The organism is Candidatus Nanosynbacter sp. TM7-008, from assembly GCF_022828245.2.
Classification (GTDB): domain Bacteria; phylum Patescibacteriota; class Saccharimonadia; order Saccharimonadales; family Saccharimonadaceae; genus Nanosynbacter.
This window is the reverse complement of record NZ_CP157587.1, coordinates 583459-599003: the sequence shown is the minus strand read 5'-3', so window position 1 is coordinate 599003 and position 15545 is coordinate 583459. Positions and strand designations below refer to the sequence as shown.

15 protein-coding genes and 2 tRNA genes are annotated in these 15545 nt (G+C 43.1%); 9 read left to right on the top strand and 8 right to left on the bottom strand.

Annotation, left to right across the window (positions count from 1 at the left end; translation table 11 throughout):
* Positions 1-92 precede the first annotated feature (92 nt).
* Genes rny through LRM48_RS03250 form a run of 3 tightly spaced genes read left to right on the top strand, consistent with a single transcriptional unit; the run spans position 93 to position 2745 of the window.
* Positions 93-1583 (top strand): ribonuclease Y, encoded by a 1491-nt coding sequence (rny, locus tag LRM48_RS03260; protein ID WP_129637419.1) that lies wholly within the window; start codon positions 93-95, stop codon positions 1581-1583.
* Positions 1583-2110 carry an NUDIX domain-containing protein gene (locus tag LRM48_RS03255; protein ID WP_243812226.1) on the top strand — a complete coding sequence of 176 codons (528 nt, stop codon included), beginning with the start codon at positions 1583-1585 and terminating at the stop codon, positions 2108-2110. The genes rny and LRM48_RS03255 overlap by 1 nt, the downstream gene beginning before the upstream one ends.
* Entirely contained in the window at positions 2110-2745 is a 636-nt protein-coding gene (locus LRM48_RS03250; protein ID WP_243812227.1) for a 2,3-bisphosphoglycerate-dependent phosphoglycerate mutase, read from the top strand. The genes LRM48_RS03255 and LRM48_RS03250 overlap by 1 nt, the downstream gene beginning before the upstream one ends.
* Here LRM48_RS03250 and LRM48_RS03245 read toward each other — a convergent pair.
* From LRM48_RS03245 to LRM48_RS03230, 4 genes are all read right to left on the bottom strand, one after another.
* A complete protein-coding gene (locus LRM48_RS03245) occupies positions 2742-4073 on the bottom strand; it encodes an NUDIX domain-containing protein (RefSeq protein ID WP_243812228.1) in 1332 nt (443 codons plus the stop codon). The genes LRM48_RS03250 and LRM48_RS03245 overlap by 4 nt on opposite strands.
* A gap of 7 nt (positions 4074-4080) precedes the next feature.
* A complete protein-coding gene (gene pncB, locus LRM48_RS03240) occupies positions 4081-5322 on the bottom strand; it encodes a nicotinate phosphoribosyltransferase (protein ID WP_243812229.1) in 1242 nt (413 codons plus the stop codon).
* Entirely contained in the window at positions 5323-5937 is a 615-nt protein-coding gene (locus tag LRM48_RS03235; protein ID WP_129744554.1) for an isochorismatase family protein, read from the bottom strand.
* 122 nt (positions 5938-6059) lie between these two features.
* A complete protein-coding gene (locus LRM48_RS03230; protein ID WP_129631519.1) occupies positions 6060-6734 on the bottom strand; it encodes an NUDIX hydrolase in 675 nt (224 codons plus the stop codon).
* A gap of 143 nt (positions 6735-6877) precedes the next feature.
* Here LRM48_RS03230 and LRM48_RS03225 point away from each other — a divergent pair.
* Positions 6878-6954 (top strand) — tRNA-Pro (locus tag LRM48_RS03225).
* Positions 6955-6997: 43 nt separating this feature from the next.
* Here LRM48_RS03225 and LRM48_RS03220 read toward each other — a convergent pair.
* Genes LRM48_RS03220 through LRM48_RS03210 form a run of 3 tightly spaced genes read right to left on the bottom strand, consistent with a single transcriptional unit; the run spans position 6998 to position 10497 of the window.
* Positions 6998-8509, bottom strand: coding sequence for a glycosyltransferase family 39 protein (locus tag LRM48_RS03220; protein ID WP_243812230.1), 1512 nt, complete (start codon positions 8507-8509; stop codon positions 6998-7000).
* 3 nt (positions 8510-8512) lie between these two features.
* On the bottom strand, positions 8513-9235 hold the full coding sequence (locus tag LRM48_RS03215; protein WP_129744557.1) for a type 1 glutamine amidotransferase: 723 nt from the start codon (positions 9233-9235) through the stop codon (positions 8513-8515).
* On the bottom strand, positions 9235-10497 hold the full coding sequence (locus LRM48_RS03210; protein ID WP_243812231.1) for a Mur ligase family protein: 1263 nt from the start codon (positions 10495-10497) through the stop codon (positions 9235-9237). The genes LRM48_RS03215 and LRM48_RS03210 overlap by 1 nt, the downstream gene beginning before the upstream one ends.
* A gap of 44 nt (positions 10498-10541) precedes the next feature.
* Between LRM48_RS03210 and LRM48_RS03205 the strand changes: the two genes are divergently transcribed.
* Positions 10542-10922: a hypothetical protein gene (locus LRM48_RS03205; protein WP_243812232.1), complete on the top strand. Its 381-nt coding sequence runs from the start codon at positions 10542-10544 to the stop codon at positions 10920-10922.
* Entirely contained in the window at positions 10913-13363 is a 2451-nt protein-coding gene (locus tag LRM48_RS03200) for an AAA family ATPase (RefSeq protein WP_243812233.1), read from the top strand. Before LRM48_RS03205 ends, LRM48_RS03200 begins: the two co-directional genes overlap by 10 nt.
* 67 nt (positions 13364-13430) lie before the next feature.
* Here the strand turns inward: LRM48_RS03200 and LRM48_RS03195 are convergent.
* A tRNA-Arg gene (locus tag LRM48_RS03195) sits at positions 13431-13507 on the bottom strand.
* A 54-nt stretch (positions 13508-13561) separates the two neighbouring features.
* Here LRM48_RS03195 and murB point away from each other — a divergent pair.
* The 3 genes from murB to LRM48_RS03180 are packed head-to-tail and all read left to right on the top strand — an operon-like array spanning position 13562 to position 15485.
* Positions 13562-14584 carry a UDP-N-acetylmuramate dehydrogenase gene (murB, locus tag LRM48_RS03190; protein WP_243812234.1) on the top strand — a complete coding sequence of 341 codons (1023 nt, stop codon included), beginning with the start codon at positions 13562-13564 and terminating at the stop codon, positions 14582-14584.
* Between the two features lie 44 nt (positions 14585-14628).
* Positions 14629-15114 (top strand): prepilin-type N-terminal cleavage/methylation domain-containing protein, encoded by a 486-nt coding sequence (locus LRM48_RS03185; protein ID WP_243812235.1) that lies wholly within the window; start codon positions 14629-14631, stop codon positions 15112-15114.
* Complete coding sequence (locus LRM48_RS03180) at positions 15102-15485, top strand: type IV pilus modification PilV family protein (protein ID WP_426303676.1); 384 nt, start codon at positions 15102-15104, stop codon at positions 15483-15485. The genes LRM48_RS03185 and LRM48_RS03180 overlap by 13 nt, the downstream gene beginning before the upstream one ends.
* The last annotated feature ends 60 nt before the right edge of the window (positions 15486-15545 follow it).

Sequence of the window (15545 nt, the reverse complement as noted above, 5' to 3'; positions counted from 1 at the left end):
ATTCGCCGAATTAGATAGTTTGAAGTTGATTGGCTGTTGATATTTTTCCTTGAGACGAACACTCAGGGGTGGCCGATCGGAAAGGAATGATAATGATAGAAGTAATTATTGCCGCGGCTATTGGAGCTGGCGCGGGTGCTGCTGGTCTTGTTGGATATCAGAGAACTCGCCAAATTAACGGTAAAAATCAGATTGAGCGAGATCTGGCGGATGCAAAAACTAAGGCGAGCGATATTGTCCTAAAGGCTAAGGATGAGGCGCTTAAGATTGAAAATGAACGTCGCAAGGAGTGGCAAAAGACTGAAAATCGTTTGGCGGATCGTGAGAAGACTTTGGATAATAAGCTGGAAGAGCTTGATCGACGAGCGGAAAAATTGCGCGCGCATGAGGATGAAGTTGATAATCTTAAAAATGAAATTCGCGATATCCGCTCCAGACAGCAGGAGAAATTGGAGAAAATCGCTGGATTGAAGAAAAAAGACGCTGCCGACAAGTTGATGCAAATGACTGAGCGCGACATTAAGCAAGACTTGGTTGGTTTGGTGTCGAAACTACAACACGACGCAATGGATGACGCCGAAGAACGAGCGCAAATGATCCTCGTGACCGCAATGGAACGAATGAGTAGCGAAGTGACTGCTGAGCGCACAGTGACTGCGGTCAAGTTGACTGATGACGAGATGAAGGGTCGAATTATTGGTAAGGAAGGGCGTAATATTCAGGCGCTGCAGCGCGAAACTGGTGTCGATATTTTAGTTGACGATACACCGGGCATGATTATTTTGTCGAGTTTTGATCCTGTTCGTCGACAAGTGGCTCGCTTGAGTCTTGAGATGCTGATGAAGGATGGTCGTATTCATCCTGCGCGTATTGAAGAGGTCGTTGCTAAAGCCAAAAAACAGATTGAAAAAGAGGTTCGACAAGCTGGTGAAGATGCTATGCGCGAAACTGGCGTAGTTGGGATTCCGAAGGAAATGCTGTTGTTGCTTGGTGAATTGAAGTTTCGTACCAGCTTCGGTCAGAACGTTCTGAAGCATTCGACTGAGATGGCGCAAATTGCTGGAATGATTGCTGAAGAAATCGGCGCGGATGTGCGAATTACGAAGATTGCTACACTTCTTCATGACGTTGGTAAGGCTGTGTCGCATAAAATTGAGGGCAAACATCATCACATTGGGGCGGAATTGGCTCGTAAATATGGCATGGATGAGAGAATTGTTCACGCAATCGAAGCGCACCACGATGATATCGAAGCGACAACTCCAGAGGCAATTATTGTTCGAGTTTGTGACGCGGCTTCGGCTGCGCGTCCAGGTGCGCGTAACGTTTCTGCTGAGAATTTTGCAGAGCGAATGCGCGATTTGGAAAACGTCGCTACGAGCTTTGAGGGAATTGATAAGGCTTACGCGATTTCTGCCGGTCGTGAGGTTCGTGTGATCGTTAGACCTCAGACGATTGATGATTTGTCGGCGATTAAATTGGCGCGAGATATTGCGACGAAAATTGAGTCGACAATGCAATATCCCGGCACGATTAAGGTTAACGTGATTCGCGAAACGCGAGCAATTGAGTTTGCTAAATAATGAAATTTACAGATGAAGAGCGACGGGCTTGGTTGGCAAGTTTGGACAGACGTTTTTCTAGTGCGGCGGTACTGATTGAAAATGAGCAAGGCGAACTATTGATCGTCAAGGCTGGCTATAAAGACCATTGGTCGCTGCCCGGCGGCATTGTTGACGCTGGAGAATCTCCGTTGGAAGCGGCGGTGCGCGAGGTAAAAGAAGAAGTTGATATTCAAGTTGACCCTAAGGATTTGAAGCTTGCGATGGTCGCTTCGCGCCATTCTGATGAGTTTTTGACGCATCAATTTGTGTTTTTTACGAAGTTAGAAAACGATGCTTTTTCTGAGATAAAATTGCAGGAATCGGAAATTGTGGCTAGTAAATTTATTGCCAAAAATGATGTCGATTTTGAAGACATGTCACTGCTCTGGGCAATCAGATTTTGGGCAATTGATAAATTCGGTTACGTAAATACGAAAATTATTGATAATGACGGCGTGAAAAAAGAAGTTGTAGAATTTTTTGCGCCGATGATTGGAGGGAAATAATGGGAATATTAGTTATTAGTCGGCACGGTGAGAGCGAGTGGAATCTGCTCGGTAAGTGGACTGGCTGGACGGATGTTAATTTGACGGAAAAGGGTCATAATGACACCGTGCGATTGGGTGCTTTACTGAAAGGCATGGTATTTAATGAAGCTTACACTTCGTCATTAAAACGCACACAACAAACTTTGGCTGCGCTACTCGAAGGGCGCGGAGTCGAAAATCTACCAACAACGCATGCAACTGAGTTAAACGAGCGTGATTATGGTGATTTGACTGGAAAAAATAAATGGGAAGTTAAAGCGGAGATTGGCGAAGAGGCTTTTAATGGTATTCGACGCGGTTGGGATTATCCAGTGCCGGGCGGCGAAACTTTGAAAGATGTTTATGCACGGGTTGTTCCATATTTTGAGCAAGAGATTTTGCCGAAATTGCAGAATGGTGAGAATATTCTATTGGTGGCTCACGGCAATTCTATTCGGGCTTTAATTAAACATCTTGACCAAGTTCCAGAAGCCGAGATGGTGAATGTAGAGATGCCATTTGGTCAATTACTGGTTTATACGTTCGAGCCCGGTCAATCTTTGCCAATCAAAAAAGAAGTATTGTCGGTTGAGATTGAAGCTGTGAATGCTTAAATAGTTGTATATATTTCGTATGCACTTAACGCTGATAAAAATTGTTGAAATCTAAGAGTGTCGTCGCCATGATATGGCCACGTTGCATGGTTTAGCCAGAAACCCATTAAGGTTAGGCAGTGATCTAAATTTATTTCTTTGTAATAGTTTGAAATATTATGACCGCTTTTATGCAGGTCGATTAGTAAGCTAGTGATATCGCTGCCGGATTCTCCAGGTCCAGACCAACTCCAGTCGATTAACTTAGTGCCGTGTTTGGGATGCCAAGCCATATTTGATTGTCGAATGTCGTGATGACAAAAAACTAATTTTTTTATATCGCTATGTCGACATCCGGCATTTAGTAAGGCGGGTAAGTCTACCAATAATTTCTTAGCTATATTTTGACTATGGGGCGTTAATCTGTCCAAGAATCCTAATGACAACTCTCTCAATTTAGCTATTTTCTGCTCGTCTAACGAAGCCCACCCTTCTTTAATAAAACTATCGCGTGATGATTCGATATCAAAAGTATCAGGCGGCAATGGTATATTTTCCAATTCGTCAAATTTTTCCTTCGCTGATTTGACATAAGCGTCTAGCGTTTCGTTCTTTGCTCGCCATAGCCAACCTTCGTTGGACGTCATTGTCTCCATGATAAAAGTGTCATCGTCTCGCAATATTGATCTGTGTGGAATTCCACTATATCCATGGCATCGCAGATAAGACATCGTGAACGCTTCTTTTCTTAGATATTGGCGCAGTCTATTTCGTTTAATATCATCGTATCTGGTCGATGTTTGTTTAATAAATACCGAATGATCATTTTTTGTGGCGATAATCTTGTCGTATTGCATATGGCCGCCGTTAATATTGCGATAATTTTCGGAAAACTCTGCTATATTAATTAGCGACCGACAAGACAAATAATCAATAGCTCTGGCTACTATTTCATCATGCGATGCGTATAATTTAGGCAAATTATTGAGTGGCAGCCAGGCTGCGTCAATGGCATCGTCTTGTCCTGACACCTCTGATAGTTCGTTGACTATGAACAAATACGCACTAGTTTCAACCCATGACGTCTGGCTGCTGCGTGGATCATTAACCAGCCCTTTGTATATTAATATTGGACTGTCACTAATTATTGTTCCAGTTTCTTCTTTTGTTTCGCGAGTTGCTGCGGTAAAGGAATCTTCTTCGGAGTTGATGAATCCTCCAGGTAACGCCCATTCACCGCTGGATCGTTTTATCAAAAGAATTTTTTGTGCGATTGGGTTGATTATTACACTGTCTGCAGTGTAATTTGGACCGTCATACCATAATTTACGATTTATAGATATTGGCATTGTTTTTTCATACAGCAACTAGAGTGTTATTCAGTGCATTTTCAGCCAAAGCTGCTTTTACATGTTCACTATACTCTCTAATTTTATCACCTGGACCTGTATGTTTGCCGGGGGTGTCGCTCAATTTGACCGTAGGTACTCCATCGACTTCTGTGGCTTTCATAACAAAGTTATTGGGTGTAATTCCAAGGTCGTTAGTCAAAGTTGTACCCCAACCGAATGTTGCATTTATTTTGTCCTTAAAGTAATCAGCTATCCGAATGATTTCATCTACATCAAGTCCGTCACTAAAGACGATAGTTTTCTCTAAAGGATCAATTCTGTTCTTTTTGTAAATTTCAATAGCCTTATTTCCAAATTCTATTGGGTCGCCGGAATCGTGTCGTAGTCCTTTCCATGAAGTCATTTGTTCGGGCGTAAAGTCGGCAAAGAAGAAGTCGGTTGTAAATGTATCTGTTAGGGCAATTGATAGCTCGTCGCCGTATGTGTCTTGCCAATCTTTTAGTGCCTGACTGTGGCCACTTAGTGGGTTGTCTCCGGCTTTATCTGCAAGTGCAGCGTAGACCATTGGCATTTCGTGCGCAAAAGTTCCAATTGGTTTTAATCCTAGTTTATGCGCCAGGTATATATTTGAAGTTCCGACAAAATTATCAGGGAGTTCATTTGCAACTCGTTCAATTACGTGCCTATGCCAATTAAAGCTAAAGCGTCGTCTTGTGCCGAAATCGGAAAACTTAATGTCTGGGCGGCTTTTTAATAATTTGATCTTTTCGTCTAACCGGCGATCTCCTTCGGCATACACTTCTTCCAAAGAGTAACCTTCACGTGCGAGTTTGTTACGAAAATATATTTCATTTATCTCGCTCATGATAACGGTTTCCCAGAATGTAACTAGGGGCCATTTTCCCGTAGCCTCAACCGCTAGATCGCCGCATTTATCATATTCGATATTGACCGGAGGCAAGGGGTTACTTATTAGGAAATCAAGGTATTCTTGAGAAAATGTCGCTTTGCCGTCTTGGCTTTGTAGTCCGGCTAAGTAGGCAATCTCACTGGGCTGCCATCCTTCAGCTAGATTGTTTAGGCTGTTTTGCAATTCATCTGGAGTTACAAACTCTGACAGTAAATTAGGGGAGCGATTTTTCAGTGTGAAAGTAACTTCCGCTTCAGGATGTTTAAAGAACTCGTTCATCCCCATAGTTGCTTTGTAGTAATCTAATCCTTGTGATATTTTTGAACTCTTCTCCATTTAAATTGCCTCCTGAATTATCTTCTTTGCTTCTTCGGTTGATATTGCTAATATTCCAGCCTCCTTCATTGCGGATAATGCTTCTTCTTCGGCTGTTGGGGTTAATCCTACAGCACGGATGGCGTCTATAAGTAGGTATGTAGTAACACGCCTGTCATCTTTGAAATGTTCGGCGATATCTAGGGCGGTAGATTTTACACAAAAATCTGTTGCTAACCCGCCGAGAAATATTTTAACTTTTTCATGGGGTGTTTTTGGCGTTATGATAGATTCTAACGTTTCGTTTGTTTCGCTTTTACCCTCCCATCCAGAATATCCGTCTGTCTGACCGACGCCTTTATTGATGATAATATCACTAGGCTGAATATTTAGGTCTTCGTGAAAATCAGCTCCTCTGGTGTTGGCTACGCAGTGAACTGGCCATTTGTCAAAATGCGGTGTTTTTTCGGGGTGCCAGTCTCGGGTGAATACAACCGTGCCGTCGTGTTTTCGTATCTCGTCGGCAATGGAGTTGATAGGTTTGATGATTTGCTCTGCTTCGGCAACGGCAAGACTCCCATCGATAAAATCATTTTGTGGGTCAACCCCGACAAATATATAGTTAGACTTTTCCATAATGTTAAGATCCTCCTTACTTAATGTATAGCTTACACTTACTATCTAGTCTAATAGCAAGTTATTGTATTGTCAACACTAATTTATAAAAAATATAAATTTTCTAGATTTTTACAGGGAGGTTAGTCTAAGCTACGATCTAAATTCTCGAGCTTACTTGAATTAAATTCATATAATTTTGCCGGACGATGCGCGCCGTCTCGCCACAACTTGTTAGTTTCATGAATTAAGTTTAAGCTGAGGAATTTTTTTCGAAAATTACGCTTGTCAAATTCACGACCAAAAACTATCTCGTAAACTGTTTGCAGTTGTGTTAAGGTAAATCTTCGATCCAGAAAAGCAAATGCCGAATTGGTGTATGTCATTTTTGCAATTAGGCGTTCTTTGGCGTATTTAATGATGTTGGTGTGATCGTATGCCAGCTTTGGTATTTTATTTACATCAAAAAATGCCACTTCTAAATCTTCATTGTATGTAATATTGCGTCCACAACCCATGTAGGTTACAGACACTGCATGTCCTCGTGGATCACGATTGATCGTATCGAAAGTGTAAAGCTGTTCAATATATCGTAGGTCGTCTTTAATTTTTACGCCTGTCTTTTGGAAAACTACACGTTCGAGCGCGTCTGTAGTTGTCTCGCCCTTGGCGTTATACCCTCCAGGGAGGGCCCATTCTCCTTTAAAAGGTTCATTCGGTCGTTTTAATAATAGCACTTCCAGGGTATTGTTGTTTACTTGAAAAATTACTGCATCCACGGTTAGCGTTGGAGGTGTATACGGTTTTGTGTAATTCATACAATATATCTTATCCTGAAGTAAGCTACTTGCCAAGTTATTTTTATTGCTTCACGAAGTATAAAAGTTTGTTTGCAAATTTATTCTGTACTTATTCAGCGATATATGTTAAGATAGATCAGAGCGAATGATAGAGATATCTTCGGGGTGTGGCGCAGTTGGCTAGCGCGCGCGGTTTGGGACCGTGAGGTCGAAGGTTCGAGTCCTTTCACCCCGACCAATTGAGATCGTTCAATGTATTAAAATAACTGGCATTTAACCAGTTATTTTTTATTTTCGTATAGTCCAATAATCAAGTCGCCATCATGGAATTCTTGCTTTAATTGCCAATAGAGCGGAACTTGTTTTTTATATTCGTCATATGTTTTTTCGCGAAGAATAAGCCAGATTCTTGGAGATTTTACTGACTCTAAAGAACTAATTTCTGGAGTATTCAATTTTTTAATTAATCCCCATTCGCCAACCCAGCCTAGCTCTTCTTTTGGCTTCAGGAGAATAATCTCTTTATTTGTGCGGTTGTGATAGGAGGTGTGAAAATAAGTGTAGATCTCGCCAGAAATAATAGCATCACTGCTCTGGATATTTTCGTTTATGTGATTCATGGCCGTATTGGTGTTGTTCCAGGATGATTCTGCAATGTTTTTACCGCCGATATGCCACATATAATGACCGATAAATAATGTCAGGACAATAGATATTCCAATAGGCCACCATTTTTTATTAGAAAAAATAAGCCCGATGAATATTGCAATCAAGCCGTAAAACGCTGGCGCTGAATAAGTGAAGTAGCGGTCTAAGTAAACTGGTCGACCCTGGCTGAGTGTGTAAACGATGATCATCGGTAGCAGTAACCAAATTGTTAAAATCCAAATTGCTGCTTGATATTTTGGGCGTTTTTTGGCTAGAATGAATGAAATTACGACTATAATTGGCGGCAGTAGCAATCCAAAATAGCGGACAATCCTGTCGTCGTAAGTTAAGAACATTGATAGTGTTGTTGGGATGGTAAATTTAGTGACTTCGGGGATCCAGAAGCCGCCACTTACTCGGCTGGTTTGGGAGGTCATAACTGGTAGCCAGGGGAGGAATAGCAAAAAGCATGTTCCTGCGGCAAGCCAAACGTTTTTGTCCTTAAATATATTTTTTATGGCAGTGCGATTTCCGCCAAGTTTTAGCCAAATGTATACGAAATGTGCGGGCAGTATTAATGCTAGGAAATATTGCGTATAAAGGCCGAGTGTCACTAAAATTCCGTATAGTGTCCACCAGAACTTCTTATTTTTGCGCTCGACCGCCACGACGAATGCGTATGTCATTGCTACGGCCAAAAATGCCGCCAGTGCATACATTCGAGCTTCATTGCTATAGCGGATTAAGAATGGTCCTAGCGCTGCTAAAAAACTTCCAAATACGGCGATTCTTTTAGAGAAAAGTTTTTGGAGTAATAGAAACAATAGGGCAATCGTCAGAACTCCGCACGTAACGCTAAATCCTCTGAGCGAAGCTACGGAATTGCCGAAAATCGATTGCCAAACGTGCATAATAACGTAATAAAGCGGCGGGTGAACATCTGTGGTTGTGATGGTAATAATTTCTCTGATTGGCTGCTGAATGATGGCTACCGTATACCCTTCATCGTGCCAAATATCGGCTTTTGTTAAATAGGTAAGTCGAACGTTGATGGCTAAGATTAAGATTGGAATTAGCCAAATCCAATCGGGCATTTTATAAATAAATGCATATAGCTTTTTAAGATATATACGGATTTTTTTCATGAATTATCTGGATAATTTTAACGCTATCTCTCTCGCTTTATTCGCTAAAGTATCGTCAATTTTTCCCAGCCCCGAATCCGCGCTTACGCCGCGTCGCTCTAGTGCTTCGCCAATAAGAAAGTCTGCAATCTGTGGGTTTTTAGGTAGAATCGGGCCATGAAGGTAAGTGGCAATGACGTTGTTATAGCGAACACCTTCGTTTGCGTCGATCATATTATTGCCGGCGCCTTTAATAACTTGCCCAAGAGGTTTGGCTGTCTTATCTAAGAAAGTTTGTCCGCTGTGATTTTCATAGCCAACGATATCGCCAAATTCCTGGCTTTTGATGACAATGTTACCGATCATCCGCTCGTCGCCAGCAATCGTTTCAATTGGCAAAATGTTAGCGCCAACAATTTCCTCGCCCTTGAGTGTTCGGAAAAATCGACCAAATAATTGATACATTCCGCAAATCATCAACATCGGCACGCCGTCTTTTGCTAATTGTCGTAGTTCATCAGCTCGCGCCAGAAGGTCGTTTTGGATAATCGTCTGTCCAGAATCTTGTCCGCCGCCGCCAACAAAAATATCAATTTTAGAAAAATCCGTTGAATCGCCTGGATTGTGATCGATAATCTCAACATCGAAGCCGCGTCGCTCTAGACGTTTTTTTAGGACTAGCGTGTTGCCCCAGTCGCCATAAAGATTCATATCTCGCGGATAAAGTTGCGCAATTGTTATTTTCATTATGATATTTCCTCCACGTCGGTTTTTTCGCTCAGCAAGCGACGAATCGCTGTCATGGCCGTGTAGCTACAAAAAATCTGTTTTGGCTCATCGGGATTAGTATTGATGAAATCTTCCAGGGCTTTCGAAATATTGGTGTCGATTTTCCCAATTGAAATGTCGTCATATTGAAGTCGCAAAGCCATATCGTAAGCGCGCGCGCCGCTGATCATTGCTACGTTTTTTAATAGCGAAAAATCGACGTCCCAGAACCAACTTACATCTCGTCCGTCGGCGTAATTGTCATTAACAGCGATCATCGTAGTGTTATTGTTTTTGGCGAATGACAGAAGTGCCAACCGAAAGCCGCTCGGATTTTTCACCAAAATAAGCTCAATTGGCGTGCCGTTCAGGTAAATCGTTTCGCCACGACCAAACGCCGGCTTTATGCTCTCCAGCGCAGATAAAATTGTATCGGTAATTTCCGGTCCCGCGATTTGTCGAGCCAGAGCAACCGCTGCCCCCGCATTGAGGAGATTATAGACTCCAGTGAGTTGCAGATCTACGTCAATTTCTTTATTGTTAATTTGAAAAGTCGCCTGTTGAGCGTTAATTTTTTTCAATAAAACATCAGCCGCCACGCTTTGATTTGCGACGGCGGTTCCGTATTTTAGAGTGTCGTCCGTTGGCATCAATTGAAGTAATTTGCTGGTTGTACCGAAGAAAGCTTTTTTAGCCTGAATATGTTCGCTAATCTTAAAAATCCGTGGATCGTCGCGGTTGAGAACGACAGTGTCGCTGGTGGCTTCAGCTATTTTTTGAAGCAATGCGGCTGTATTGTCAATTTCTCCAAATCTGTCCAATTGATCGCGCATAACATTCAGAAGCAGGGAAAAGCGCGGACGAACAATCTGCACGAATTTAACCGCCCAAGCCTCGTCCAGTTCCAGAACTGCGATGTCAGCGTCCAGCTTGCCGCGGATATTGACCTCATCAAGTAGTGCTGCTGCCACGCCTCGGGAAAAATTACTACCAGTGCGATTTGTGAAGACTTTCAATCCGACCGATTCCAATAGTTCTACGACAATTTTTGTCGTCGTCGTTTTTCCATTCGTTCCGCTGATAATCACTACGCCTTGCGGCAAATCTGCCAACGTTCTCTGAATAAATTTTGGGTCAATTTTTTCAATCACCAAACCCGGCAAGGCTGAACCGCCGCCGCGTAATTTAGCGACTTTCTTGACGCTTTTGCCAATAATAGTACTAATCATCTGTCTTGCCATATTGTCTATTATACTCTGCCGGGCCGATGTGCTACAATATCAATATGTTTTTGGTGGGTATCTTTCAGTGGTGGTATGGCAATGGCTTGTTGCAATATATTCGCCAAAGTTTTCTGGGAGTTTTACGAACCGCAGATTTTTTCTCAGTCGGGCTACTTTTGAAAACCTTATTCAATCCGTTTCGTCAAATTTCAGCTGCTCCGGTTGGCGGCGACTTGTCCGTGCAGCTATCTGCGTTTTTTGACAAAATGTTCTCGCGAGCAATTGGTGCGGTGGTGCGCTCGATGGTGATAATTATTGGGATATTGATGATATTGCTACGATTTTTGTGGATGATTGTAGGGGTTATTATGTGGCTGGCGCTGCCACTGATGCCGTTTATCGGAATTATTTTATGGCAAATGGGAGTTTCTGTATGGAAATAGAGCCGAGATTTAATTACGACAGTTTACGAGCTCAGAAGGCGCGATTTTCTGTAAGGTTTGGTAATGCTTGGCATATCGTGGCGATAGCTGTCGGTATTATGATGGTGCTGCTTGGTTTGTGGTCGTTGATTGAACACGGGGCAACTGGCTGGCTATTATTTGGTCTGAGTGGTCCGATGATTATGGTGTCGATTTGGTGGGAAAAAGATCTTAAGACGGCAGAAATTAGTAAAAATCCTAAGACAATTGATGATGTGATGGCGGCGGACGTTTTGGGCAAATTGCCGCGCAGACCGACGCCGATTGATATTGCTGAGGCGATTACAGGTACGCGAGCCGGGCAATTTTTGGCAGTGCGGCTGGGTTTGACGCCGAATTTCTTGCGTAATATTTCCGTCGACGATCCGGATCGAACGGAGCAGATTTGGAAGGCAGCGATTGAAATTTGGCATAGCACGGAAAGTCCGAAGATTACTAGCGCGGTTTTGGCGGCGGCGATAGTGAAGCAATTACCACAACACGATTCTTTGCTGGCGAATATGAAGATCGATTTTCGTGATATCGAGGAGGCTATTCGATGGTACGAGCGAATAAAGGCGCTGATTGATCAATATAAAGAGAAGCCGCTAAATACGGGCGGAATTGCTAGGGATTGGTCTTTTGGTTATACGCCGCTGCTGAGTCGATTTGCTCAGAATATTAGCGTCAGCGTATCTGGCGGTGCGTTTACAACTAAGTTGGCTGCGCATGAGGAGGCGTTGGGGCAGATGCTTAAAACGTTTAGTTCTGGCGGGCGGCAGAATATTACGCTAGTTGGTGCTGACGGCGCGGGAAAAAGTACTGTCGTGTCGGCGTTCGCTGAAATGCTGATTGACGGACATCGAGGCGTTCCTGGTTCGCTTATGTATCAGCAAGTTTTTATGCTGGACGCGTCGTCGTTGATTAGCGTGGCGTCGGGTCGTGGGGAATTGGAAAATCTAGTCACGATGATTTTGAACGAAGCTTTCTTGTCGAAGAACGTGATTTTATGTCTGGACAATGCGCAATTATTCTTCGAAGAAGGCGTCGGTTCGGTTGACCTGAGTAATGTATTATTACCAATTCTGGAGGCAGGCAGACTTAGGACGATTTTAACGATGGACGATCAGCGATTTTTGCAAATTTCCCAGACTAAGCCGCAACTCGCCCACGCTTTGAACACAATTGCAATTCAGCCGTCAAATGAACCCGAAACTATGAAAATTATGCGTGATCAATTGGTTTTATTTGAGGCGCAGCACAAAGTGACATATATGTATCAGGCACTGGCGGAGGCGTATCGTGTTGGTGATCGTTATGTTCAGGATTTGGTAATGCCAGGTAAGGCGTTGAAAATTTTGGAAGCAGCAGCAAGTTACGCCAGTGGCGGGCTGGTGACCGCGCAATCTGTGGATGACGCGATTGAAAAGACTCTTGGTATAAAAATTTCGGTAGCATCTTTAAGTGACGAAAAGGAAAAATTGTTAAACTTGGAGTCATTAATTCATCAGCGAATGATCAATCAAACGCGAGCCGTGACGGTTGTTTCTGACGCTATTCGCCGCGCGCGCACAGGTGTTAGAAATCAGAATCGACCGATTGGCGCGTTTCTGTTTCTTGGTCCGACTGGTGTTGGTAAAACGGAGCTTTCTAAAGCTTTGGCGGATGTTTATTTTGGCGGTGAAGGCAATATGATTCGCTTGGATTTGAACGAATTTGTCAGGCCGGATGACGTGGCTAGGTTAATTGCGGATGGCGCGCGAGATCCAGGGAGTTTGACTGCTCAAGTTCAGAAACGCCCGTTCTCTGTCGTGCTTTTGGATGAAATCGAAAAGGCTCATCCGCAGGTTTTGACGACACTTTTGCAGCTTTTGGATGAGGGAATATTGCGTGATGAAAATAACCGAGAAATTAGTTTTCGCGATACGATTGTAATTGCGACGTCAAATGCTGGCGCGGATAGAATTCGTGAATATATTGAGCGGGGTTATCAATTGGAGCAGTTCGAACAGACGTTTATTAACGAGTTGATTAATGCCAATTTATTCCGCCCAGAGTTTTTGAACCGTTTTGATGAAATCGTTTTGTTCCGTCCGCTAGGAAAAGAGGAATTGTTGCAGGTTGTTGATTTGATTTTGGCGGGAGTTAATAAGACTTTGGCGCCGCAAAAAATTCAAGTTGCGGTCGAGGAAGAAGGTAAGAAATTGCTAGTCGAGGCTGGCTATGATCCAAGATTGGGAGCTCGTCCGATGCGCCGTGTTGTTCAGCGAGCTGTCGAAAATACCGTCGCCAAGCAAATGTTAGCGGGAACTGTCGCGCCCGGCTCGACTACAATTATCACTGCTGATCAAATTCGCCAAATTTTAGGTTCGCAATCTGCGCAAATGTCGCCAGAGATTCAGAATCCGCCATTGAATAGCTAGCCCAGCTACTCGACTAGTGTTTTTATGATCATCATAAATAAAAACCCGTCATAATGACGAGCTATTTTGGTACACCCGGCAAGATTCGAACTTGCGACCCCTTGGTTCGAAGCCAAGTACTCTAATCCGCTGAGCTACGGGTGCGTATGAAGTTATTATATCATAGATGACGGCCGAGTAAAATGATATACTATACGTATGGACGTTATGACTAATATATCACTGAAACAATACACAACTATGAAATTGGGAGGTGAGACTCGCTATATGGCGACGGCAGATTCTGCTGGTGATGTTGTGTCGCTATATCGTAATGCCCGAAAGGAAAATTTGCCGATTTTTGTGTTGGGTGGTGGCAGTAATGTGATTACTCATGACGAGGTTTTTGAAGGAATCGTACTATTGAATAAGATCAAAGGTTTTGAGGTTATTTCTGAAACTGACGAAACAACTGATGTGAAAATTGGTGCGGGCGAAGTCTGGGATGAGGTTGTTGAGAAGGCTATTGGGCTTGGACTTCAGGGAATTGAGGCTATGTCGGGAATTCCTGGAACGGCTGGAGCTGCGCCGGTTCAGAACGTTGGGGCGTACGGTCAAGAAATTGCTGACACGTTGATTAGTCTGGAGGCTTACGATTCAAAAACCGACACAATTGTAACTATTTCTGCTGATGAATGTGACTTTTCTTATCGAAATAGCATTTTTCGCGACAAGGAAAAAGGACGATATTGCATTCTGAATATTACTTTGCGCCTAAATAAAGCAGAGCCGAAACCGCCGTATTATGCCTCTTTACAGAGATATATTGACGAGAATGATATTCGTGAGGTCAATTTGTCGGTGATTCGCGTGGCAGTTCTTAACATTCGTTCGGAAAAATTGCCAGACCCAGCGGAATTGCCAAGTGCGGGCTCTTTCTTCAAAAATGCGCTGGTTGAAAAATGGAAACTGGAAGAACTGCAAAGAAAATATAGCGATATTCCAAATTATGCAATGTCTGACGGAAGATATAAAATCCCGACAGGTTGGTTGATAGATAAGGCTGGCTTAAGAGGTTATCGCAGTCACGGCATGCGAGTTTACGAAAAGAACGCGTTGGTGCTTGTGAATGATTCGGCAACAGGATATGATGATTTGGCGGCGATTCGTGAGGAAATTGTACAAATTGTCTTTGACAAGTTCGGTATAAAAATTGAGCAAGAGCCGTTAGAACTTTCCTGATAATAAGCATATGCTTTTTTGTAGATTTGCGCTACAATATTGATATGAATCGTGGGACGGGTGGCTATACGATAGTTGAAGTGGCAGTAGTTATTGTGGTTGTGTCGATTTTGGCTAGTATCGCGTTTGTTGGTGGCGGAAGATTTTTGAATTTGACTAGAGATCAGGAGCAAAAAGCTGATGTATCTGAGCTGTCTTTGAGATTGGAACGATATTACAAATATAAAAATGTAAGCTCTATCGGGCACGAATATCCTTCTTGTGCTGATCTTATTAAGAGTTTTTCGTCAATCGTAGGGAGTGATTCATTAAAAAAAGAAATGATTAAATGCAGTCGTGGTGATTGGGCTGGCGGTAGTAACGGCGAATTGTTGTACGAGGCGGCAAACATAGACGATGGAGATTGTACGAAGCCGACTTCTGGTCCCATAGCTGACGTGGCGGCGGTAACTTGTGTGAAATATAACATTATATATAAGGAATTTTCGACGGGGTCGGAAAAAAAGGTGAATAGCATATGGCGCGATTAACAGGAAAAAGCAATGGGTTTACTATTGTCGAGGTTGCGGTTACTCTGGTTGTTATTGGTATTTTCATGGTCGTTATATTAAGTATGCAAGCGCAAGTTAGCCAAATATCGGTTTTAAGCGCTCAGCATAATAAAGCAAGTCTTCTGGCGTATAATAATATGCGTCGTTACGCGAATGACTCCGCTCCGTCGTGGTTTAAGTGTGTAGATCCTCCTCCGAGCACTAGAACCCCGGGCTCCAGATATTCGGTTATGAGTAGTACGGGTAATGTCGATGGATTGCCCGGAGTGGTTAGACAGCAAGTATATGCATCAGCGCCATACGGATGTAAGAGCGGAACAGTTAGTCTGGGAATGCCGATTAAAGTGTAATCTATCGTAGAATATGGATTGCCAAGCTCTGGCGTAGGTAGCGGAAAGAAGGTGGTACAT